The sequence below is a fragment of the Pseudomonas sp. Irchel s3b2 genome (assembly GCF_900187445.1).
Taxonomy (GTDB): Bacteria; Pseudomonadota; Gammaproteobacteria; order Pseudomonadales; family Pseudomonadaceae; genus Aquipseudomonas.
Window position 1 is genome coordinate 1393373 of sequence record NZ_FYEB01000001.1, and the last position, 20207, is coordinate 1413579.

At 58.8% G+C, this 20207-nt stretch carries 27 protein-coding genes; 25 read left to right on the top strand and 2 right to left on the bottom strand.

The features are described 5' to 3' along the window. Positions 1–11: 11 nt before the first annotated feature. Positions 12–884 (bottom strand): S24 family peptidase, encoded by an 873-nt coding sequence (locus tag CKW20_RS06600; RefSeq protein ID WP_095052186.1) that lies wholly within the window; start codon positions 882–884, stop codon positions 12–14. A 110-nt stretch (positions 885–994) separates the two neighbouring features. Here CKW20_RS06600 and CKW20_RS06605 point away from each other — a divergent pair, with 110 nt between their 5' ends. From CKW20_RS06605 to CKW20_RS06640, 8 genes are all read left to right on the top strand, one after another. Continuing rightward, on the top strand, positions 995–1189 hold the full coding sequence (locus CKW20_RS06605; protein ID WP_095052187.1) for a Cro/CI family transcriptional regulator: 195 nt from the start codon (positions 995–997) through the stop codon (positions 1187–1189). A gap of 76 nt (positions 1190–1265) precedes the next feature. Then, entirely contained in the window at positions 1266–1688 is a 423-nt protein-coding gene (locus tag CKW20_RS06610; RefSeq protein WP_095052188.1) for a phage regulatory CII family protein, read from the top strand. A 416-nt stretch (positions 1689–2104) separates the two neighbouring features. Next, entirely contained in the window at positions 2105–2881 is a 777-nt protein-coding gene (locus CKW20_RS06615) for a DnaT-like ssDNA-binding domain-containing protein (protein ID WP_095052189.1), read from the top strand. Beyond that, on the top strand, positions 2881–3642 hold the full coding sequence (locus CKW20_RS06620; RefSeq protein ID WP_095052190.1) for a replication protein P: 762 nt from the start codon (positions 2881–2883) through the stop codon (positions 3640–3642). The genes CKW20_RS06615 and CKW20_RS06620 overlap by 1 nt, the downstream gene beginning before the upstream one ends. After that, on the top strand, positions 3635–3844 hold the full coding sequence (locus tag CKW20_RS06625) for a hypothetical protein (RefSeq protein ID WP_095052191.1): 210 nt from the start codon (positions 3635–3637) through the stop codon (positions 3842–3844). The genes CKW20_RS06620 and CKW20_RS06625 overlap by 8 nt, the downstream gene beginning before the upstream one ends. Next, positions 3841–5169, top strand: coding sequence for a site-specific integrase (locus CKW20_RS06630; protein ID WP_095052192.1), 1329 nt, complete (start codon positions 3841–3843; stop codon positions 5167–5169). The genes CKW20_RS06625 and CKW20_RS06630 overlap by 4 nt, the downstream gene beginning before the upstream one ends. Further along, positions 5141–5455 carry a hypothetical protein gene (locus tag CKW20_RS06635; RefSeq protein ID WP_095052193.1) on the top strand — a complete coding sequence of 105 codons (315 nt, stop codon included), beginning with the start codon at positions 5141–5143 and terminating at the stop codon, positions 5453–5455. The genes CKW20_RS06630 and CKW20_RS06635 overlap by 29 nt, the downstream gene beginning before the upstream one ends. 4 nt (positions 5456–5459) lie before the next feature. After that, the gene (locus CKW20_RS06640) at positions 5460–5849 is read left to right on the top strand and encodes an antiterminator Q family protein (protein WP_176466861.1); all 390 of its coding nucleotides are present in this window, start codon (positions 5460–5462) and stop codon (positions 5847–5849) included. Positions 5850–5918: 69 nt separating this feature from the next. Here the strand turns inward: CKW20_RS06640 and CKW20_RS06645 are convergent, their stop codons facing one another. Continuing rightward, positions 5919–7745, bottom strand: coding sequence for a hypothetical protein (locus tag CKW20_RS06645; RefSeq protein ID WP_141228919.1), 1827 nt, complete (start codon positions 7743–7745; stop codon positions 5919–5921). 384 nt (positions 7746–8129) lie between these two features. Here CKW20_RS06645 and CKW20_RS06650 point away from each other — a divergent pair, with 384 nt between their 5' ends. The 17 genes from CKW20_RS06650 to CKW20_RS06725 all read left to right on the top strand — a co-directional run bounded on the left by CKW20_RS06650 (position 8130) and on the right by CKW20_RS06725 (position 20206). Further along, the gene (locus tag CKW20_RS06650) at positions 8130–8348 is read left to right on the top strand and encodes a hypothetical protein (protein ID WP_095052196.1); all 219 of its coding nucleotides are present in this window, start codon (positions 8130–8132) and stop codon (positions 8346–8348) included. Then, a complete protein-coding gene (locus CKW20_RS06655) occupies positions 8336–8845 on the top strand; it encodes a lysozyme (RefSeq protein WP_095052197.1) in 510 nt (169 codons plus the stop codon). Before CKW20_RS06650 ends, CKW20_RS06655 begins: the two co-directional genes overlap by 13 nt. Before the next feature lie 76 nt (positions 8846–8921). Next, the gene (locus CKW20_RS06660; RefSeq protein WP_095052198.1) at positions 8922–9371 is read left to right on the top strand and encodes a hypothetical protein; all 450 of its coding nucleotides are present in this window, start codon (positions 8922–8924) and stop codon (positions 9369–9371) included. Between the two features lie 22 nt (positions 9372–9393). Beyond that, on the top strand, positions 9394–9516 hold the full coding sequence (locus CKW20_RS29800) for a hypothetical protein (RefSeq protein WP_256584996.1): 123 nt from the start codon (positions 9394–9396) through the stop codon (positions 9514–9516). A 201-nt stretch (positions 9517–9717) separates the two neighbouring features. After that, a complete protein-coding gene (locus tag CKW20_RS06665; protein ID WP_095052199.1) occupies positions 9718–10263 on the top strand; it encodes a terminase small subunit in 546 nt (181 codons plus the stop codon). After that, positions 10235–12292, top strand: coding sequence for a terminase gpA endonuclease subunit (locus CKW20_RS06670; RefSeq protein ID WP_095052200.1), 2058 nt, complete (start codon positions 10235–10237; stop codon positions 12290–12292). Before CKW20_RS06665 ends, CKW20_RS06670 begins: the two co-directional genes overlap by 29 nt. Beyond that, entirely contained in the window at positions 12289–12504 is a 216-nt protein-coding gene (locus CKW20_RS06675) for a hypothetical protein (RefSeq protein ID WP_095052201.1), read from the top strand. The genes CKW20_RS06670 and CKW20_RS06675 overlap by 4 nt, the downstream gene beginning before the upstream one ends. After that, positions 12501–14111 carry a phage portal protein gene (locus tag CKW20_RS06680; RefSeq protein WP_095052202.1) on the top strand — a complete coding sequence of 537 codons (1611 nt, stop codon included), beginning with the start codon at positions 12501–12503 and terminating at the stop codon, positions 14109–14111. The genes CKW20_RS06675 and CKW20_RS06680 overlap by 4 nt, the downstream gene beginning before the upstream one ends. Beyond that, on the top strand, positions 14108–15517 hold the full coding sequence (locus CKW20_RS06685; RefSeq protein WP_095052203.1) for a S49 family peptidase: 1410 nt from the start codon (positions 14108–14110) through the stop codon (positions 15515–15517). Before CKW20_RS06680 ends, CKW20_RS06685 begins: the two co-directional genes overlap by 4 nt. Beyond that, a complete protein-coding gene (locus tag CKW20_RS06690) occupies positions 15517–15879 on the top strand; it encodes a DUF2190 domain-containing protein (protein WP_095052204.1) in 363 nt (120 codons plus the stop codon). Before CKW20_RS06685 ends, CKW20_RS06690 begins: the two co-directional genes overlap by 1 nt. A gap of 23 nt (positions 15880–15902) precedes the next feature. Beyond that, a complete protein-coding gene (locus tag CKW20_RS06695; RefSeq protein WP_095052205.1) occupies positions 15903–16823 on the top strand; it encodes a phage capsid protein in 921 nt (306 codons plus the stop codon). A gap of 130 nt (positions 16824–16953) precedes the next feature. Next, a complete protein-coding gene (locus CKW20_RS06700) occupies positions 16954–17298 on the top strand; it encodes a hypothetical protein (RefSeq protein ID WP_095052206.1) in 345 nt (114 codons plus the stop codon). Beyond that, positions 17279–17929 (top strand): hypothetical protein, encoded by a 651-nt coding sequence (locus CKW20_RS06705; protein WP_095052207.1) that lies wholly within the window; start codon positions 17279–17281, stop codon positions 17927–17929. The genes CKW20_RS06700 and CKW20_RS06705 overlap by 20 nt, the downstream gene beginning before the upstream one ends. Further along, positions 17913–18431, top strand: coding sequence for a hypothetical protein (locus CKW20_RS06710; RefSeq protein WP_095052208.1), 519 nt, complete (start codon positions 17913–17915; stop codon positions 18429–18431). Before CKW20_RS06705 ends, CKW20_RS06710 begins: the two co-directional genes overlap by 17 nt. An 11-nt stretch (positions 18432–18442) precedes the next feature. Beyond that, positions 18443–19015: a phage baseplate assembly protein V gene (locus CKW20_RS06715; RefSeq protein ID WP_095052209.1), complete on the top strand. Its 573-nt coding sequence runs from the start codon at positions 18443–18445 to the stop codon at positions 19013–19015. Positions 19016–19022: 7 nt separating this feature from the next. Next, positions 19023–19379 carry a hypothetical protein gene (locus tag CKW20_RS06720; RefSeq protein WP_141228920.1) on the top strand — a complete coding sequence of 119 codons (357 nt, stop codon included), beginning with the start codon at positions 19023–19025 and terminating at the stop codon, positions 19377–19379. Continuing rightward, positions 19376–20206 carry a baseplate J/gp47 family protein gene (locus CKW20_RS06725; protein WP_095052211.1) on the top strand — a complete coding sequence of 277 codons (831 nt, stop codon included), beginning with the start codon at positions 19376–19378 and terminating at the stop codon, positions 20204–20206. The genes CKW20_RS06720 and CKW20_RS06725 overlap by 4 nt, the downstream gene beginning before the upstream one ends. Position 20207: the final 1 nt, after the last annotated feature.

Sequence of the window (20207 nt, forward strand, 5' to 3'; positions counted from 1 at the left end):
TAAGGCAAGGGCTAAACCAGATGCGCATTCCACACCAGCAGCACGCGCGCCTGGATGTAGGTTTCATCAGCTCTGATCGTTTGCGGTGGGTGCTTCGAATTATCAGAAATCATTTTGATCTGATCATCGCCAACCCATTGGAGCCGCTTGATGTAGAGGTGGCCTTCCCAAGAGAACATGTAAATCCCATCTCCTACGAATTCGCGAATACTGATGTCGACAAGCAGCGGGTCGCGATGCTTGATCGTTGGCGCCATCGACTGACCCCAGCCGGTAACCATTTTGAGATGGAAGTGCTCCTTGAACTCGACGCCCATCTCGCGCAGATGTTGAGGGCTTACTCTCACGTCCTGGAGCAATTCTGGATAGTCGTGCGGTATTTGCCCGCCACCCATAGCAGCACGGACGTCGTAATGCGCGATCCATACCTCGTCGCCGACGGCGCCTGGCCGGTAATAGTCAACCTCGATCACTCCACCGCCATCGTCTGATTCGGCCGCAGCGAGTAGGCGTCTTCTTGCGTCCTCAGAAAGACTTTTCCCTTGCTTCGTTAGCATCTGCCTAACTAGGTTGGCGGCCGAAGCACTCGATCCGAACTCGGTAGCCTGATCTGCGGCTGATGTCAGACCGCTGATCTCTTTGGCGAGTCGTTTACTGAATTTCTCAATCGGCACGCCAAGCAGGCGCGAGAGTACTGCGGCGAATTTCGCATTCAGCGGATTTGTGCCGTTCAGGTACATCGCGACGGCAGCCGCCGAAATGTCCGCAGCCTCAGCAAGGCTCGCTTGTGTAAGGCCGAGCGCGTTTTTTTTCGACACGAAGATCGCCTTGGCAGCGTCGCACTCAGCTTTCAGCTCGGGGGATAACTCTTTCTTTTTGCTCATCCGTGAAATTTAACCGTTGGTTAAGTTATTTGCGCTAACCGGCGGTATTGCTTGAAAACTAACCGGCGGTTAATATTGATTCCACATATCAAGCTTGGTCGAGCACAGGAATGAAGAAGACGCCATTGCCATTGTTGGTCGAGAGGATGGGGCAGATCGCCGTCGCCAAGGCTCTTGGCGTCAGCTCTCCGGCGATCTCTAAAGCTTTGAAAGCGGAGCGGGACATCCAAGTAACTGAGCACGCGGATGGAACCTTTACCGCGCAGGAAATCCGCCCGTTTCCGTCTCAATGCACGGCTGCGTAGCTCATTTGCCGTGACTGGAAACATTTTGCGATGCGTGATGGCGCGCAGCCACTGAAACAAAAACGAGGATTTACGAATGGACGAATTTCTGCGGGCTTGCCAAAGCGCGGTCCTGGACAACGAAGCGAAGGTGCTTGCCGGTCAGATGGGCGTTCCGCATGTGAGTCTGCTGCAGCGTGCCAACCCTGACAACGATGCGCATCACCTGACCATTGAGCATCTTTTCGGCATCTTGCTGCACACCGGCGACATGCGTCCGCTTATGACTCTGGCCGAGAAGTTCGGTTTTGAGCTGGTTGCCAAAGTCGCACCTGAGCCACGGGCACTCACCGCTTCACTGATCAACGTAGGTAAAGAGGTCGCGGATCTGACGATCGCGGTGCATGAAGCGCTGGATGACAACCACGTTTCCCCACTCGAGAAAGCAGCTATCCGCAAAGAGCTAGGACATGTCCGGCGCAGCTTGGATGTGATGGAGCAGTCGGTAAAGGTTGCCTGACGTAGGTGCGCTACTGAAGCGAAAACACACCGACGGGGGCCGGTGAGCACTGAAAGGCGTAGCAGACAGTTAGGTCGCTCGCACCAGGAAGACTATTAGGGAAAGGAAATGGACGGCAAGACATCAGGACATTTTTGGGCATGGAACGCTGAGAGCGGTAGCTCAGTCGGCGGGATTGGTCGCGTCTGCTGAAAAGTAATGCCTGAATCACAGGCACAAAAAAGCCGGGCTGCAACCCGGCTCTTTCAACAACGATAAAACATTTTAGGGGCCAGTATGAACACGATCGCTACTCTCGGCAATACCCGCCATGTCGCGACACTTTTGGGGCGGCCGCAAAAGGTGTCGCGTCACACCATGTCCTCAAGTGAATTTGCCGAACTCAATATCGGAGCCTCGCTGTGAGTGTTCAAGCAATGTCTTGGGCGCTCTCTCTGCCTACCGAATCCCTGAAAGACTCCAGCGCGCGGCATGTGCTGTTGTGTCTGGCCAACTACGCCGGCTCGAACGGCGCTGGCGCCTTTCCATCTGCCTTGACCCTGGCACAGGACACCGGCCTGTCTGAGCGTACCGTTCGCTACAAGCTGGATGATCTGGAAAAGTTCGGACTGATCCAGAAGGGCAATCAAGCCATTGCCGCCGTGCACATCGATCGTCATGACCGCCGTCCAGTCGTTTACGACCTCCAACTATCGCGGGGTGCAAATCCTGCACCCCGTACAAATCGGGGTGCAAATGACGCAACGGGGTGCAACTCACAACAGAACGGGGTGCAGCCTAGAACAGAACGGGGTGCAGCGGCTGCACCCAATACATCAATTAACCATCAAGGAACCGAACAGCAGCTGCAGCGCGAGATTTCCGATGTGATTGCCGAGCAGGATCAGGCCGCCATCGATGTGCTGGATGATCGACAACGCTTCGCCATGTTCGCCGCCTGGGCACCGAGTGAAAAGGCATTGGCTGATCAACTCATGATCGCTGGGCTGCCTGCTGAATCAGTGACTGATGAGTTGTTCGCTGATTTCAAGGGATTCTTCGTTGCCAAGCCTGCGACCGTCGATAGCTCGTCCGGCTGGTGCTTTCGTCTGGTCAAGTGGATCAAACGTGAGCAGGTGAAGCGTGCCGGTGGCCAATCTACGCCGCCTGATTTCGATGACTCTAGCTGGGCTGATGATCTGGGGGATTTGTGATGGAGGTGAAAGCTCCGCGTAGTGCTACTCAGCTGCTCAGCAAGATGGGAAACCTGCCGCCGGTTGCTCTGGTTCAACCAAAGCAACTACCGCCTGGCACCACCAATGTGGTGAACGCGCTGTTCAAGGAACTACAGGCGATCTTTCCTGCTTGGAAGCAAGCTTGGCCCGACGATGATGCCTTGCGAGCTGCCAAACGTAGCTGGATCAAGGCGTTCATCGTCGCTGGAATCAATACCCTGGAGCAGATCCGGTACGGGCTGCAGAACTGCCGTCAGTACGGCGGCGATTTCGCGCCGAGCGTTGGTAAGTTCGTGAAGTGGTGCCAGCCAACGCCTGAGATGTTGGGCGTCCCTTCGCACGATAAGGCTTTCCGTGAAGCGCTGGTCAATTTGGACCCGAGCCGCGCCTCTTCCCGTGTGTGGTCGCACCCCGCGGTGCGTCATGCGGCGCTCCAGTGCGAGATGCACAACCTGAACAGCTTGGTGTCGGAGAAGGCTAGCAAGGTCTTCGATCGGGCGTACGACATCACCATCCGGATGCTGGTCCAGGGCAAGCCGCTTGAGGATATCGCCGTCGGCATCGGGCACGACTCGCAGAAGCCCGAAGTGCAGCAGGCCCAGGAATACGGTGATGCGCGGTTACTGGCAACCATGGCTCGCCAATCCATTCCAGTCGACGGCCAGACCGCCCGCGCTCAGTTGCTGTCTCGGTTCGGTATTCGAGAAAAAACAAACATCGAAGGCCACTCCAATGCCTGATCGCCTGCTGGCTGTTCCTGACCCAAAGAACTACCGCTTCGCCGTGTTCTGCTGCTCTTTCAAGTGGGATCTGGGGAGCACTCCCGATCACGCATTGGCGTTGTTCGTTGATCAGGCGATGGCCGAGCGTTATGGCGCATTGATGTGGCCGAACACCTTTCAAGTCGTCGATCTTCTGGCGCCCGCAGGTAGCCCGCAATGACCGCCCAAGTGAAAACCCTGACCGTGAAACTTTCGGATGCCGAAATTGAGCGCAGTGCCAAGAAGCTGCACATCCGCGATCTGCGAGATGCGAGTCACCCGGCGTTGCACTTTCGTTTCGCGAAGAATCGCACTCGCGGCTCCTGGTACCTGCTTAGCAAGCGCACCTGGAACAAGATCGGCAACTTTCCCGACCTAAGTACAAAGCAGGTGGTCGCGGCGCTGCCGGCAGTCCGTCTGCGGGTCGCTGCTGATGAAGGAGCGAACCTTTCCAAATGGAGCACCACTGGCGAGCTGCTGGCCTGGTACGCCGAGCGCATGTCCCGTGACCGCAACCTGTCCGAGAAGCGCAAGAAGACAGGCGCCTCGATGATCAAGTGCCACCTGATGCCGCGCCTAGGTGATCTGCCGCTGAACAACATCGACAAGGCCGCTCTCGACAGCCAGCTGATGTGGCCGTTGCAGGAAAGCATTTCCATCGACTATGTGCGTTCGGTGTTCCAGCTGCTGGCCCTGGCTTTCCGTCAGTCGCTCAAGTTGGGCCTGATTTCGTCCAACCCAATGGCGAGCATGAAGTTCAACGACTTCTCCAAAGCCAAGGTCGGGATCAAGCCTTCTCGATTGCGTGGTACCCAGCTCCAAGACCTGATGACTCGCTTGCTCGGTGCCATGGCGAGCAATCCTTCGGACGGCCTACTGGCTCTGATGATGCTCTGCCATGGCACCCGCATCGGAGAAACCCGGCAGGCACGCTGGTCGCACATCAGCCTGGCTGAGCGTGAGTGGTTCATTCCGGCCGAGCACACCAAGACCGGCGTCGAGCATCACCTGCCGCTGACCGACCAGGTGCGCAAGGTGCTCATCAGCTATCGCGAGATCCAGCGGGCCAAAGGGTATGACGGTCAGTTCCTGTTTCCGTCCCGTAACGGAAAGGCAATCAGCGAAGGGCAGGCGAGTGCCGTGTTCGGGCGGTTGGGGCAGGGCGAGTGGACCAGCCATGACTTGCGCAAAGTCGCCCGCACCGGTTGGGCAGACCTTGGCGTCGACCACCTGATTGGCGAGCTGCTGATCAATCACGCGATGGGCCACAACGTGAAGGTGTACATCCAGTCGGACGTCATGAGTCGTAAGCGCGATGCGCTGGAGCAGTGGCACGCGCATCTAGATACGAAGGGCTTTAACCAGATTCATATGTTGACCGGCGTTAGATTCGGAGATTCCGGTAAAGCGCTGGAAGCCACAGAACACAAGGCCTGCGAGGCCACTCAAGAATCAACCATAGGCGAGGTTTCAAAACATGAAGAAAGAGCCGGGCCCTGGCTTTAGGAAGAAGCAGATTGAGTTGGAGCCTTGCCCGATTTGCAAGGGCAAAGCGGTGATGAAGGGGGTGTTTTATGAACTGGCTTGCGCCGATTGCAATGGTTCAGGTTGGGTTATTGCGGGAAGCAAATTGGTCGTTTCTACGGATGAGTTAGTTACACAGTTGAGTTTCAAGCTGCAGCAGGCTCAGCGTGAAATTGCGGCCCTGAAGAGCCAAATGGTCGGACGGCAGAGTCAGTACGAAAAATTGAACCGCCTGGGGGCGGGCGGCACAAATTACACAGGGGATTGAGAGCATGATGATTCGTAAGCCGGCAGGCCGACCACTGGGAGATACCGAATACCTACTTGAACAATGGGGCTGGTGGCGGATGGATGGAATGGGGGGGGCCGGTTACACGTCACCGACTTTAGCGTTGATGCGCCAAGCGGCGGCACAGCCGGAAGCAAGCAAGAACTACTGCATTACTGATGACTGGGCTATCGCCATCGACAGTGCTGTGGCCAGACTTGCGCACCGGGATCAGCAAATGGGCGACGTTCTTTGGCTGTACTACGGTGCAAAATGGTCGATGGCGAGGGTCGGAAAACACTATGGCATTAGTGAAGGAAAGGCGCGGGAATTGGCCAGGGCAGGCGCTGCGTGGATTGATTGCGCTGTAAGTGATATTCGCAGCGCGGCATAATTTTTTCTCCGAAGCAAAGGCTGTTGCTTGTTGGGCCGCCTTTGCCTAGAGAACAATATGCCATGGTTGTCAGGCCAAGTTTCTTAAACTCATTTGCAAAACGCGCTCGATCCTTTTTTGTCTAATGCCCCTTGATTTGATTTTTTCGCGTTCAATTAGGTTAATGACTTCTTTCAACCAGGGTTTTTCGCTTTTGAGAGAGGTTGAAAGCTTGCCGGTAGAATACCTTTGTTCTAATCCTCTGCTTATATGTCTCCAGTTCGTTGCTGGAGATCCCATCCATTCTTGTACAAAGTCGCTAGGTGGTATGCTGGCTAGAACGTCAATGGCCGCAAAATCATTCTGTCCACTATTGGTGTGACTAATTTTTTCTGCAAATTGATTGCCGTCTGAGGATACTAAACTAAGAAGTGTTTTTGCGAACTCGGGGTAGCGTTTCTTTACTGCCTGAGTCTGGATATCTTTGAAGTGGTTAACTACTCGAGAAAAATGATCTTTGTAGCTCTCTTCCACCCAGTATCCATAACCCCCGTAGCTGTTGATGGAATTGTCTCCCCACATTTGTTGATAACCTGTATGGGATTTCACTTTATCTAGGTTAAGCAGATCCTCCATATACTGTTTGCAGTCCGCTTCTGTCTGGGAAAAGTCGCTGGAGATCAGTTCCATGTCTGACAGTAGGAAACGAAGAGAGAATAGGTGAAGTATTTCACCTGGTTCGACTATTTCTCTGGCAGCAAACTGGTTTTTCAGTTTTTCCGCAGCGTCATTTGATTCTTTATCGTTGAGTTCGTCGAACTTCATGAATACTAGCCATGCAGGAAGGTCCGCGGGGCTGGTGAAGTAGAGGCTTTCATTTAAGGAGGCATGTATTTCAACTTCCGAGTAGCTTCCTTTAAAGAGCGTGTTTATTAGGACGCCATCGCTAAGAATTCTGTTGCCAATATCTATGTTTTTATATCGGATAAATGAGTTGTAAATTTCAGGTATCTCAGCAGGCTGTTCCTTTCTGGCCATTTTCATTTGGTACCTGATGATCTTGTCACTTCTGTCTTTAAGACAGGACTCATCTAGACGTCCGGCCCGTACTTCTAAGCTTAATGCGAAAAATAGTCGGGTAATCTCCAGTATGGCGGCTTCGTTAGATTTGTGAGTCGATGAAAGAGTTCCGAGTAGTCTGGCAAAGTCATCAATGGAGTGTTTCAATATTCGAAGCGAGTAAGTTTCAGACTGACTGAATGTTTCAAGTATGGCAGATTTATGTTTGTTGACTAAGTCTAGGATGCTATGGTCTTTAATTTCGCTAGTGAAGCTGTCGAAGGCTTTTGATGTCTGGGGTGTAATTGCAATTGTCTGGCCGAAAACCTTTTCTTTTGTTCCTTTGAATGTGTCGGTTATTTTTTTGTCGTGCGCAAGAACGATGACCCTGCAATTGTGGTGTTCGATATATTTGTTAAAGACACCTAGTAAGTCATTCGTGTTGATTCTGCTTCGCTCTAAGTCATCGAAAACTATTATTTTGTCGTTATTCACTTGCTCGCGAATGAGTGCATTGGCCACTCCTGAAAGTAAGCCTCCAACGTTGATTGGTCCAGCTCCGGCGCCATTAGCAGATTTCGCGATTTCTTTCGTAAAATACATCCCTGGATGCATTTTTGCATACACAGCAGAATATATCTCTTCAGTGGTTTGTGCTCCAAATAAGCTTATGTAGTAAATTTCATCTTTAGCTAATATTTCTGTTACCTGATGTGTTTTGCCTGACCCCCAATCACCGGTAACCAGAACGCCGTAGCCTGGTTTTGAAAGGGTTTTGTAATGCTCTAAATATTCTCTCAAGTGCGAAGACTCGTCAGAAGAGAGCTCGTTACCTTTTGAATCTGTATGACCTGTCATTCGATCACGTCCATGCTTTTGGTGTATGGGATGCGTTAAAGCTTATTTCTGGGAGGGGTCCGATTCGAGATGACATCGCTGCTGAGAATTTACCGTCTTTAGGTGGCATACAAAACACTTTTCCGCGCGGAATAAGTCTGTTTTCATAGCAGCGTGTATTGCTGTGAACGCAGCGCGACGCCTTTTGAGAACCTGGCAATTTTAGCTGGTTTTTTTTGTGCCGATTTACAAGCCCCGCCACTGTGCGGGGCTTTTTCGTATTTGGATTGCACATTTGTCCGCCTCTGCAGCGGGCTTTTTATTCCACGCCCCCGAAGCGGGGGGATAGCAACCTTCCAGCCCTCGGCCCTCAACGGTCGGGGGCTTTTTTATGGGGACAGAAAAGTGAACACAGAATCTGGCCTTGCGGTGACGGTCGCGAAAGCCGCGCCGCCGGTGGCGTATTTCAGCAGCACCACGCTTTTCGGCTTTGAAATTAGCCACCTGATTGGCTGGATGACACTGCTCTATACCCTGTTGCTGTTGCTCGATAAGGCGTTCCCGTCCTGGCGCACCACGCTGGTTAGCTCGGTTACGTCAGCGGTGACGGCATGGCGAAAATAAAGCTGCCGGCCACGATTCTGGCGGTGTTGGCCGCCGGTGGTTCGGCCTATCAGTTAATGGACGTGGCGGTCCCCATTGTTGAGGGCAACCCTCTCCATGCCTATCTCGATATTGGTGGCGTGCCGACCATCTGCGGAGGGGTGACCAAGGGCGTGAAGCTGGGCGACGTTGAAACAGTCGAGGGCTGCACGCGCCGCAACCGTGAGGCCATCGACATCGGGCTGAGGGACGTTGCGCGGTGCGTCACCACCCCCGATCCCATGCCCGAATCGATGAAAGCAGGGTGGGGCTTGTTTGCCTACAACGTCGGCGGGCCGAAGTTCTGCGGCTCAACAGCGGCCAACCTGCTGCGCCAAGGGCAGTACGTGCAAGCGTGCGATCAACTCAAGCGGTGGCGATACGTGGCCGGTAAGGATTGCGCGCTGAAGAGCAACAAGTGCGACGGCATCATTCATCGCCGCTCCCTGGAGGAAACCTTATGTGCGTGGGATCTGTGACCGGTGCGCTGGTGAGTGTGGCCGTGTTCCTGCTGGCTGCCGCTGTGGCGGTCGGCCCGACTCAAGTGGTGATGGCATGAGGCTGATTCCCTGGGGTATCGCGTTGCTGGTTGCGGCCTTGGCGCTCTGGCGCATCGAGGCCGTCGATTCGGCCCGCGCGTTGGCCGAACAGGCCAGCAGCAATGTCAGTGAACAGCTGACAACCGAGCGGCAGCGCACCGCCGAACAGGCGGGGGTGATCGATGACCAACGTACCCAACTGAAGCAAGCGCAGGCCGCTGACCGCTTGTTCCGATCATTGGCGCAAACCATTGCTAGGGACGGTGACGTTACGCGTAACGCGCTACAGGAGCTTAAAGAGAATGACCAAGCTATCGCCGATTACCTGGCCGGTGTTGTGCCTGCTGCTTACGGGGTGCAGTTCGCCCGTCCAGAAACCACCGACCCAACCCAATACAAGCCAGGTGCAACCCTGCCCGCTGGTGGCCTGTCGCCTGCCGGCACGCCCGGCGGTGCTGGTCAATGAGCAATGGAAGGATGCCGTTTTGGTGACTGAAGACGCGTTGAAGACCTGCGCCGCCCAGGTGCTGGCGTGCATGCAGCAACAGGCACCGGCAGCGCACCATGATGGTACGCCGATGGATCTGGGTCCCTCTGGCTCCAAAATTTGAACCTACGGTCGTCAGGCCCGCGCGGCTCGCGAATTTTTCGGTTTTCGGAAAAGCGCGCCCTTTGTCCACCTTTATCGTTCAATTTTTGAACATGTGGTCACGTGCAGCCCTTGAATTTACTGGCAACGTGTGCGCCGAACGAGAAGGGCAAGGTGGACAAATAGGCCAAGTGCTCGGCCACCTCTTCGCATTGGTCGACCTATGCCGCTGATTTTGAATAAACGCGAATACGCCGATGCCCGGGGCATGTCCGAACGGACGGTTACGCGCTGGCTTGGCGAGGGGTTGCCGCATGAGGGAAGTGGCAAGAAGGGCGACCCCTTGCGCATCGACATGGCCAAGGCAACCGCTTGGGAAATTGCGCGGGAGGTGGCAAGGCAACTGGGCGACGGCAGCACGCTTGACGGTCAAACCACCAGCAAGGAACAAGAAGAACTGATGAAGCTGCGCGCCGACCGCAAGACGCGGGAAGCCGAAGCCGAGTTGCGCGCATTGGAGCTGGGCGAAAAGAAAAAGACCTTGATCGACATCGACCTGGTCGAGCAGACCCTGGCCAGCGCACTGACACAGATGGCGATGATCCTGCGCCCGGTGGGCCGCAAGGTGATTCCCAAAGTATTCACCGCGCGTAATGAAGCGGCGGGCTTGCAGATATTCGACGACGAACTGACCCGGGCCATGTCGGTCGCGGCCGACATGCTGGAGGCGCTAGACATCCATGCCGCACCGTCTGAAGAGAATTCTTAAGCGGGGGGCCAAGGTGTTTCGGCCAGCGCCGCTGCGCGCGGCCTGGCTGTGGGCCAATCAGAAGCGTGTTCTGCCGCCGGGCAGTCCTGAGCCGGGGCCGTGGAACAGCGATCGCGCACCTTGGGTCAAGGGCATCACCGAAGCCATCCGCGACCCGCTGTTCAAGATGGTGACCGGCGTGATGGGCGCGCAGATGTCGAAGACTGACGGCGTGCTGTTGAACGCGGTTGGCTGGCGGATGGACGACGATCCGGGTCCGGTGTTGTACATCGGCCCGACTCGCAAGAACGTCGAGTCGGTGAGCAAGGATCGCTTTTCCAAGCTGCTGAAATCGGTGCCGTCGCTGTTTGAGGCGCTGGCCAAGGGCAAGCAAGACACGATTAACGAAAAGTTCATCAACGGTCAGCGCATCGGCTTCGGCTGGGCTGGCTCGGCGACCGAGCTGGCGTCGCATCCATCGCGTGACGTGTTCGTCGACGAACGCGACCGTATGGGCAATAACGTCGGCGGCGAAGGCGACCCGATCAGTCTGGCCGAAGCGCGTATTTCCAACTTCATCGACGGCAATGTGACGGTCGTTTCGACACCGACCGTTGGCAGCGTGGAAACCGAAACCGACGACGATGGCCTGGAGCGCTGGCGGCCGTCGGACGATGTCCATTCGCCGGTGTGGAAGCTGTGGCAGGAAGGCACGCGGCACGAATGGGCCTGGCCGTGCCCGCACAAGGGTTGTGGTCGGTACTTCATTCCGCGTTTTTCGACCTTGTACATCCCCGACGGGGCGACGCCCAAGCAGGCCCTGGACGACGCCCGGCTGTTCTGCCCGCATTGCTCGGCGATGATCGCCGAGGAATCGAAAGAGTGGATGAATGACCGTGGTGTGTTTGTCGCCCCGGGCCAGCGCCTGGTCGGCTTCAACACGGCGGGTGCGCAGATCGAGCAGGGCGGCGTGACGGTAACGGTCGAATTCGGTACCTACCTGGCGCCGCTGGAGGCAGACACTTCGGCGTCGTTTTGGGTGTCCGGGTTGTGCTCGCCCTGGCAGACCTTTGGCCAGCGCGCGCGCAAGTTCGTGGTGGCCATGTTGTCGGGCGAGCCCGGCCGGATGCAGGCCGCGATTAACACCGCATTCGGCGAGCTGTTCATGGTCAAGGGCGAGGCGCCGGCCTGGCAGTCGGTTGCCGCGCTACGCCGGCCCTATGCCTTTGGCGAGGTGCCGCGCGGTGTGCAACTGATCTTGGCCGGCGTCGACGTGCAAGGCGATCGCCTGGTCTATGTGGTGCGCGGCTTCGGCTACAACTTTTCGTCGTGGCTGATTGAGCACGGCGAGATATGGGGCGACACCGAACAAGAACAGGTGTGGCAGGACCTGGCCACGCTGCTGGAAACGACCTACGACGGCCGGCCGATTGCGCGGATGCTGGTCGATTCGGGCTATAAGCCCGGCGGTAAGGCCGCACCAGTGCATATGGTCTATCAGTTCTGCCGGCGCTACTACGGCCGCGCGGTGCCGACAAAGGGCCGGCAGCAACAGGACAAGCCGTACAAGTTCGCTGATGTGGACCAGAAGGGCCACGAACGCCAACCGCTGAAGCTGATGCACATCCACACCGACCACTTCAAAAGCTGGGTGCATGCCCGTATCGAATGGCCGGTGGAACATGCCGGCGCTTGGTACATCGCGCAAGACGCGACCGACGATTACTGCCAGCAGGTGGTCGCCGAGGCGCGCCTGGTGACCCAGGCGGGGCGCGTGTTCTGGCACAAGCTGCGTACCGACAACCACTATTTCGACGCTGAAGTGTTGGCGGCGACAGCCGCCCATCTTGAGCAGGTGCATCGCCTGCCGCGCCAGGGGGACGAAATGCTAGACCTGCCGGATGAAACCGCGCCTGATCTAACGGACATGCCTGCGTTGCCCGATGGCGCGCGGGTAAAACAGAAACCCAAACCCTCACCGGAACCGGCAGCGCCGGCGCCGAAGCGGAAAAAACGCCGCCGGGGGGCTGTGAGTGAGTGCCAACTATGAGCCGAAACCGTGGGGCAGTTCGGGCGGAAATCGTCGCCATCGACAAGGCCATTCTTGATGTGCTGCAGGGTGGTCAAAACGTCGAGGTGACGACGGCCGCCGGGACGCGAAAGGTGCAGATGGCGGACCTTAAAACCCTGTATGCACAACGCGATCGCCTGCGGCGCAGCCTGCGCGGCGGGCCGGTGGCTCGACAAGGGATTCCGATATGAGTCGAAACGTCTTCGACCGCGTGGTCGGTTTCTTTTCCGCCTCGGCGGGATTGGAGCGCGCGCGGGACCGGATGAGTCTCGACGCCCTGGATTCATTCGCCGGGGCGTCGAAAAGTCGTCCGGCGCTGAAATCGTGGTTTACCTCGAAAAAAGACGCCGACGGCGACGTTAACCCCGAACTGGCGACCCTGCGGTCGCGGTCGCGCGACTTGGAGCGCAATAACCCGATTGCCCACGGCGCCATGAAAACCAAGACGGTCTATGTGATCGGCACCGGGCTACGGCCTGAGCCGAGTATCGACGCCGAGTTCCTGGGGCTGAGTTCCCAGCAGGCGGAGACGTTACAGGCGCAAATGTTGCGTGAGTTCAACCTGGCGGCCGATTGCCTGGAGGCAGACGCCGCGCGGCGCAAGACCTTCTTTCAAAAGCAAGCCGAGCTGTTCCATAGCGCCCGGGTGAATGGCGACGCGTTTCTGTTGCTGCCACATTTCGAGCGTGAAGGGTCACCGTACGCGACGCACTTTCAGTCGGTCGAGTCCGACCGCGTGTGCAACCCGAACAACAAACCCGACAGCGAAACCCTGTCGGGCGGTTTCGAGCTGGACGAACACGGCGCCGCCGTGGCCGTGCATGTGCTGCAAACCAACCCGGCCAAGCGCTTTTTGCGCTCGAAAGCGTCCTGGCAGCGGGTGCCGCTGTTCGGTGAGCAGAGCCGGCGCAACGTGCTGATTCACTCCAACCACAACATGCGGGCCAGTCAAACGCGGGGCATTCCTGATTTGGCGCCGGTGATCGAGGTGATTAAGCAGGCCGGGCGCTACATCGATGCCGAACTGATGGCGTCGGTGATTAGCTCGAAATTCACCGTGTTCATCAAGTCCGACCGCGATGGTGGTGGGGATGCTTATGGGCCGGGAGGGGGCAGGACAGGCGCAGCGGATGACGATGACGACGACAGCGACGAAGCCCGCGACCTGCGCCTGGGTGATGGCCTGGTGTATGAGCTGGACGAAGGCGAGAGCATTGAAACGGCCAACCCGGGGCGACCGAATGCGGCCTTTGACCCGTTCGTGACGGCGCTCTGGCGCATGATCGGCGGCGCCATTGGCGTGCCGTTTGAAGTGTTGATCAAACATTTTACCGCCAGTTACTCGGCCAGCCGGGCGGCACTGTTGCAGTTCGCCCATTACATCATGGTCGACCGGGCCAACTTCGTCGTCGACGTGTGCCAGCCGTATTACGAAACCGTGATCGCGGAAGCGGTGGCGCGGGGGCGTCTGCGCTTGCCGGGGTTCTTTCAGGACCCGCTGGTCCGCCGGGCCTACTGCCAAGCGCTGTGGCACGGGCCGAACCTGGGCGAGCTGGACGAACTGAAGGCGGTCAACGCGGCCGAGAAGCGGCTAAAGATCGGCATCAGCACGCACGAACGGGAAAGCCGTCACTTGCTGGGCCAGGGCTGGGAGCAAATCAACAACCGGCGCGTGATCGAGGAGCGCCGGAAGTACAAACCGGCGGCGCCGAGTGCGCCGCCCAATGACGACAACGTCGAACAAGGCCCCGAAGGCAACCGCCAACGGGGCCTTTTGCTGCCAGGGGAGGACGCATGAAAAAGCTGATGGCCTTGCAGTTTCTGGCCTCACAAGCCTGGGCGCTGCCGCCGACCATGCTGGCCGACATGGAAGCCATCGCCCGCCGAGAGCTGAAGGCCGGCAGCCTGGACGCACTGGCCACGCAAGACGGCGAGGGGATGAAATCGGCCCCCGCCGTCGAGCTGCGCGACGGGGTGGCATTGATCAAGGTGCGCGGGGTGGTGTCGCGTTATGCCAGCTGGATGCACGACATCTGCGGCGGTACATCGACCGAGGCGCTGGCCAAGTCGCTGTCGGCTTCGATTGAAGACCCCAAGGCCCGCGCCGTGGTGCTTTGGTTCGACTCGCCCGGTGGCCAGGTCAACGGCCTGAATGAAATGGCCGAAATGATCTATCAGGCACGTGGCCGGAAAAAGATCGTCGCCTATGTCGGCGGCCAAGCCTGTTCGGCGGCGTACTGGATGGCTTCGGCCTGTGCCGAAGTGGTGATCGACGCGACCGCCGAACTGGGTTCGGTGGGCACGGTAGCGGGGTTTCGCATCCTGCCGCCGGTCGAGGGCGAACAACGCATCGAAGTCGTGTCGAGCAATGCGCCGAACAAGCGCCTTGACCCGACCAGCGAGGACGGCCAGGCCGCCGTGCAGACCATCGTCGACGACCTCGAAACAGTGTTCATCGACGCGGTGACCCGAAACATGGGTGTCGGCCGCGACAAGGTCCTGGCCGACTTTGGCCGGGGCGGCACCTTCATCGGTGCCAAGGCAGTAAAGCAGGGCATGGCGCACCGCCTCGGCAGCTTGGAAGGCTTGATCGCCGAGCTAAGCGGCCGGCAGTCGTCGCGCCCGATTCAACCACTCAAGGCGTCAACCGCCGCCAAGACCAACGTAGGAGCAAACCACATGCCTCTGACTATCGCAGAAGGGGCGACGGCGGCCGCCGTTGCTGACGCCCTGAAGGCCCAACACCCGGACGCTTTCGCCGCCATTGCCGCCACCGGCGCCGCCGACATGGCCACCGCCGTCCAAGCGGCCCGTGTGACGGGTCACGCGGCGGGCAAAGCCGAAGGGGAAATCGCCGGCCGTACTGCTGAAACCGCACGCGTCACGGCGGTGTTTGCCAACAGCTTGCCCGGGCATGAAAAGCTGATTCAGACCCTGGCCCTGGACGGTACCACCAGCGGCCCGGAAGCCGCCGCGCAGATTATCGCCGCCGAGAAAAAAGGCGGTGCCGACTACTTGCAGGACGCGGCCAATACCGAGGCCAACAAGGTCAAGGGCGGCGCCGAGTCGCAAACCGGCAAGACCACCACCGACCCGAAAGCGCTGGCTGCTGAAGCCACCGCCCTGGTTGCGGCTGAAGCCGCCAAGGGCAACAAAATTTCTGTGTCCGCCGCTGTGCGGATGATCCAAGGGAGCAAAGCCTGATGCGCCAATACATTGAAAGCCGTCGCGCCGGCGCGGATGTCGAGCCGCACCGCATCGCCGCCTATGACGATGTCGAAGGCGAGTTCAAACAAGCCGCGGGCCCGAGCGAAGCGCCGTTGATGGGCGTGACCGGCAGCCTGGGCGCGGTGGCCGGCACCGTCTGCGACGTTATCCGTAACGGCCCGACCGAGCTGGAGTATGGCGACGCTGTTGGGTTTGGTGACTTGCTGACCGCCGATATCGCCGGCCGTGCAGTGAAGGCGAAACCCGGCGAAGCCTACATCGCCCGCGCCGACGAAACCGGCGACGCCGGCACCATCGGCCGCGTGTTCATCGAACGCGGCTTTGTGCCGGCCGCTTAATTTGACCCTGGAGTAATTCAAGCATGCCAGCCCCGTTTCCTATTGACCCGGTCCGTACCGGGATCGTCATTGCCTACCGCAATGACAAGCTGATCGCTGATCAGGTGATGCCGCGTAAGTCCGTTGGCGGTGAGCAATTCAAGTGGTTCGAATATGACAAGGCCGAGCGGCTGACCCATATCGATACTGAAATCAGCCGTAAGGGCGCCGCTCAGGAAGTCGAATTCGCGGCCGAGGAAAAAGACGCCTCGACTGCCGATTTCGGCTTGGACGACGTGGTCCCGCAAGGCGACATCGACAAGGCCGCCAACAGCAACTATGACCCGCTCGACCATGCCTCAGAAGCGCTGACCGACCTGATTCTGTTGGACCGCGAAGTGCGCGTCGCCCGGGCCACCTTCAACCCGGACAACCATGCCTATGGCAAACCGTTGGCGGCCGCAGAGAAGTTCAGCAACCGCGACGCCGACCTGTTGCCGTTCTTGCTGGCCCAGCTCGACGGCCCGCTGATGCGCCCGAACACATTGACCATCGGCCGCGCCGAGTGGACCCAGTTGCGGGTCAACCGCAGCATGGTCGCGGCGGCCCACGGCAACAGCGGCGATAAAGGCGTGGTGAGCATCGCCCAACTGATGGAACTGCTGGAAATCGAAAACGTGTTCATCGGCGAAAGCCGCGTGAACATCGCCAAGAAGGGCAAGCCGGCCGAGGTCAAACGGGTATGGGCCGGGCATTGCGCGTTCACCTACCAAGCGCCCAACGTCGAGATTCCGGCTGGGACCCTGACCTGGGGGGCTACTGCGCAATATGACGATCGCTTCGCCGGGACCTGGTACGACGAAAGCGTCGGCCTGAAGGGTGGTTACCGCCTGCGCGTCGGTGAGCAGGTCAAAGAATTGGTGATTGCCAAAGAATGCGGCTTGCTTCTGCAAAACGTGATCTAAGTGTCGCCAGGCTGTACCGAGAGCCCCGCCAAGTGCGGGGCTTTTCGCAGCCGAAAGCCTGCCCACAAGGGTCGGCTTTCGCATGCGAAAAGGGGGAGTCGTGAGCCGATTTAACATTGTTGAACGAACGATGCTGATTTGTAAGGACGCCACGGCGCAGGTGCTGACGGACGCGGGCGAGCGCTTCGATGTTGAGGGCATTTTCGACAATGCCGAGGTCGATTTCGAGCATCGAAAAGAAGGCTCCAGCGACTCTGGCGGCTTGAAGTTCAAGCGCCGGCAACCGGTGTTCACCACCGGCGATCAACGCTTGGCCGGGATCAGCAAAGCGTGGCGGCTGACCATCAAGGACAAGGTTTACTTTTGCCCCGCGCCCTATGCCGACGGTGCGGGCTGGCTGACTCTCTGGCTGGCCGACAGCCTGGACGAACCCGCTGTAGGGGAGGGCGGAAGCCATGGCAGCCAGTGGCGTTAACTTTCAACTGAACTTCGCGCAAGAAATCACCCGCGTCACCGCGCAGATTCAGGCCACCCCCGAGCAGGTGACGAAGGCCGGCGAGCGAGCCCGCCGTAAAACCATGCGCTGGCTGTCTACGCGTATGGCGCGCGAAATCAGCCAGGCCCTGCGGGTGCCGCAGAAAAGCTTAAAAGCGCGCTGGAGCACGACCACGGCCGGCTCTGGCGCCGAACAAGTGACGATTCTCTGGTTTGGCACCTTGCCTTTGCCGGCGGAGAACGCTGGTCGACCCCGACAGGGCAAGAAGGGCACAACGGTCGCGGGTCGTCGCTTCGACGGGGCGTTCTATCGCAGCGTTTACGACGGGGTTTCGCGGGTCTGGATTCGCAAAAGCCGCGCCCAAGCGCTGGGTCTGCAACTGCCGGCCATGAGTCGACAGAACGGCGGGGGCAGTGCTCGCTTTCTTGATTTTGGTGGCAGCAATGACAGCAGCAACCGGGGACGTTTCCCGGTGGTGCGTGTCGGCATCGAACTGGCCGACATGGCCGGCGAAGTGTTCCGCCGTTACGAGCGGCGCGCCCTGGCGCGGTTTGCCGAGCTGATCGAACAAGAAATCAATTACGCGGTGAATCATGAGCGGAAAACCTGACGAATCCCAAGTCGATTTGACCGAATTGCATAACCGGATTATCGCGGCCATACGCGAGCGGTTCGGTGCGCGGTTGACGACCGTGGACATGTACAACCCCGTGGACCCGAGCAGCCAGTCGATCAAGACGCCGGCGGTGCTGCTGGAGCTGGCCGAGATTCGCCCCAGTGGTCGCGCCACGGGCGGCCGGACGCCGATGGAGCTGGTATGGACCGCGCACTGTGTCTTGAGCGCCCAGACCGAAAACGTGCAGCTAGAGGTGCGCAACTTCGCGGCCCACCTGCTGCGCCTGATCGATGGCGCACGGTGGGGGCTGGAATACGTGGAGCGCGCCGGCGAGTTAGAGGCGTTTCCCGGGTTGTTTACCCCGGGCGAAAAGGGTTTCGAGAGCTGGCTGGTGAGCTGGAAGCAAACGGCCCATGTGGGCGAAGCCTGGGAACTGCCGGTCGATGGTCCGGCGCTTGAGGTGTTCATAGGACAAGACCACGAAGGCAACGAATAGCCGGAGGCGTGATGGACGTTTTGCAGCGCCTGGAAGAGCTGGAACGCCGCGTTGCCCAAATGGTGGTTCGCGGCAAGATCGCCGAGGTCGACCCCATCAAGGCCGTCGCGCGGGTCCAGTACGGGCCCGGCATGACGACCGGCTGGCTGCCCTGGAAGCCGATCCGTACCGGAAAGGCGATTGTCTGGTGGTGTCCTGAGGTGGGAGAGGGGGCCACGGTGATCAGCGAGGGCGACCTGGCCTTGGGCGAGATCCTGCCCGGCAGCTATCACAAAGACTTTGTTGCGCCATCGAGCGACCCCGACCTGTTCTTAGTCCAGTACGGCGATGGCGGGTCAGTGTCCTACGACCGCAAGGCGCACTTGCATCGCCTCGACTTGCCCGCCGGCGGTCGCGCCGAAGTGGTCGCCCCGGGTGGCGTCAAGATTACCGGCGACACCGAAATCGACGGCACGTTACGCGTAACGGGCGACATCAAAGGCGACGCCGAAGTCGGCGATGCCGTGCGCAACATGAGCGGCGACCGGGCTCTGTACAACAGCCATAAACACGGCAACAGCCCGACCCCTGATCCGCAACAGTGAGAACAGCATGAAACAAGGTATGGACAGGGTCACGGGGCGCCTGATTGGCGGCATCCCCTACCTGTGGCAACGCCTGAGCGATGTCATAGCGACGCCGATCGGCAGCCTGGTCGGACGTCGCGACTTCGGCTCCCGGTTGTTTGAACTACTCGACCGTAACGTCGATTCGCAATTCCACATGGACGCCTTTGTCCGGCTCGCTGAAGCGATCAACAACAAGGCCAACGGCCTGGACGATTTCAGGCTGTTGACGATGCGGGTAGAGGTGGTGGCCAGCAACCATATCGAGCTGTTTCTAAACGGCCTGCTGTACGAGCAGGGAAAAGCCAGCGCGGTGGAATTGGAAAGGATCTTGCTCAAATGACAGGCGTAATCCCGGCTTTGCTGCCGCCTTTGACCGTCGTTAAAACGGTCGACTATGAAGTTATTGTCGCTGAAATCGCCGCCTCGGCCGGAGTGGAGAACAACAGCCCGGCCGACCCGGCCTATCGGGTTGTGCTGGCCTGCGCCTATCGGGAAATGCTGATCCGCCAGGAAATGAACGAGCAGGCCAAGGGGCTGACATTGGCGCATGCCTTCGGCAGTCAGCTCGACCACATCGGCGTCACCTATTACCGCAACCCGGACGGCAGCCCGATCCTGCGCCGCGCTGGGGAGTTGGACGACGACTATCGCGCACGCTTGCAGGAATCCCCCGAAGGACTGTCGGTGGCGGGCCCCGAGGGCGCCTATCGCTTTCATGCGCGCAATGCCAGCCAGGAGGTTAAAGACGTTTCGGTCGATAGCCCGCAACCCTGTGAGATTGACCTTTTTGTCCTGGGGCGCACGGGTGACGGCCAGGCTGGCCCCGGGCTGTTGCAGGCGGTCGACACCTATCTGAAGCCGTTCCGGCCCTTCGGTGACCGTGTGCGGGTGCGCTCGGCGGAGATTGTGCGCTATGCCCTGAATGCGACGGTGTTTGTGTCGTCCGAGTTGGACCCGGCAATGGCGCTTGAAGTCGCTGAGAAGCGCGTCAAGGCGTATGTAGCGCAAATGCACAAGCTGGGTGGCCAAGTCGTGCGATCGGCGGTAGACGCGGCGCTGACGGTCGAGGGCGTGACTGAGGTTGTGTTGAATGGCTGGCAGGACATTCGCTGCGTTAAGTCGCAGGCGCCGTATTGCTATGACGTGGTGCTACGGCCGGGAGGATGAC

Excerpts from the sequence above, each read along its gene's own strand:
- CKW20_RS06600 (WP_095052186.1), bottom strand. The coding sequence starts at position 884 with ATGAGCAAAAAGAAAGAGTTATCCCCCGAGCTGAAAGCTGAGTGCGAC.
- CKW20_RS06640 (WP_176466861.1), top strand. The coding sequence starts at position 5,460 with ATGATGATTCGTAAGCCGGCAGGCCGACCACTGGGAGATACCGAATAC.
- CKW20_RS06615 (WP_095052189.1), top strand. The coding sequence starts at position 2,105 with ATGTCTTGGGCGCTCTCTCTGCCTACCGAATCCCTGAAAGACTCCAGC.
- CKW20_RS06710 (WP_095052208.1), top strand. The coding sequence starts at position 17,913 with ATGAGCGGAAAACCTGACGAATCCCAAGTCGATTTGACCGAATTGCAT.
- CKW20_RS06670 (WP_095052200.1), top strand. The coding sequence starts at position 10,235 with ATGCCGCACCGTCTGAAGAGAATTCTTAAGCGGGGGGCCAAGGTGTTT.
- CKW20_RS06625 (WP_095052191.1), top strand. The coding sequence starts at position 3,635 with ATGCCTGATCGCCTGCTGGCTGTTCCTGACCCAAAGAACTACCGCTTC.
- CKW20_RS06695 (WP_095052205.1), top strand. The coding sequence starts at position 15,903 with ATGCCAGCCCCGTTTCCTATTGACCCGGTCCGTACCGGGATCGTCATT.
- CKW20_RS06690 (WP_095052204.1), top strand. The coding sequence starts at position 15,517 with ATGCGCCAATACATTGAAAGCCGTCGCGCCGGCGCGGATGTCGAGCCG.
- CKW20_RS06610 (WP_095052188.1), top strand. The coding sequence starts at position 1,266 with ATGGACGAATTTCTGCGGGCTTGCCAAAGCGCGGTCCTGGACAACGAA.
- CKW20_RS06725 (WP_095052211.1), top strand. The coding sequence starts at position 19,376 with ATGACAGGCGTAATCCCGGCTTTGCTGCCGCCTTTGACCGTCGTTAAA.
- CKW20_RS06720 (WP_141228920.1), top strand. The coding sequence starts at position 19,023 with ATGAAACAAGGTATGGACAGGGTCACGGGGCGCCTGATTGGCGGCATC.
- CKW20_RS06700 (WP_095052206.1), top strand. The coding sequence starts at position 16,954 with ATGCTGATTTGTAAGGACGCCACGGCGCAGGTGCTGACGGACGCGGGC.
- CKW20_RS06675 (WP_095052201.1), top strand. The coding sequence starts at position 12,289 with ATGAGCCGAAACCGTGGGGCAGTTCGGGCGGAAATCGTCGCCATCGAC.
- CKW20_RS06685 (WP_095052203.1), top strand. The coding sequence starts at position 14,108 with ATGAAAAAGCTGATGGCCTTGCAGTTTCTGGCCTCACAAGCCTGGGCG.
- CKW20_RS06680 (WP_095052202.1), top strand. The coding sequence starts at position 12,501 with ATGAGTCGAAACGTCTTCGACCGCGTGGTCGGTTTCTTTTCCGCCTCG.
- CKW20_RS06605 (WP_095052187.1), top strand. The coding sequence starts at position 995 with ATGAAGAAGACGCCATTGCCATTGTTGGTCGAGAGGATGGGGCAGATC.
- CKW20_RS06635 (WP_095052193.1), top strand. The coding sequence starts at position 5,141 with ATGAAGAAAGAGCCGGGCCCTGGCTTTAGGAAGAAGCAGATTGAGTTG.
- CKW20_RS06715 (WP_095052209.1), top strand. The coding sequence starts at position 18,443 with ATGGACGTTTTGCAGCGCCTGGAAGAGCTGGAACGCCGCGTTGCCCAA.
- CKW20_RS06665 (WP_095052199.1), top strand. The coding sequence starts at position 9,718 with ATGCCGCTGATTTTGAATAAACGCGAATACGCCGATGCCCGGGGCATG.
- CKW20_RS06620 (WP_095052190.1), top strand. The coding sequence starts at position 2,881 with ATGGAGGTGAAAGCTCCGCGTAGTGCTACTCAGCTGCTCAGCAAGATG.
- CKW20_RS06645 (WP_141228919.1), bottom strand. The coding sequence starts at position 7,745 with ATGACAGGTCATACAGATTCAAAAGGTAACGAGCTCTCTTCTGACGAG.
- CKW20_RS06660 (WP_095052198.1), top strand. The coding sequence starts at position 8,922 with ATGAGGCTGATTCCCTGGGGTATCGCGTTGCTGGTTGCGGCCTTGGCG.
- CKW20_RS06630 (WP_095052192.1), top strand. The coding sequence starts at position 3,841 with ATGACCGCCCAAGTGAAAACCCTGACCGTGAAACTTTCGGATGCCGAA.
- CKW20_RS06655 (WP_095052197.1), top strand. The coding sequence starts at position 8,336 with ATGGCGAAAATAAAGCTGCCGGCCACGATTCTGGCGGTGTTGGCCGCC.
- CKW20_RS06705 (WP_095052207.1), top strand. The coding sequence starts at position 17,279 with ATGGCAGCCAGTGGCGTTAACTTTCAACTGAACTTCGCGCAAGAAATC.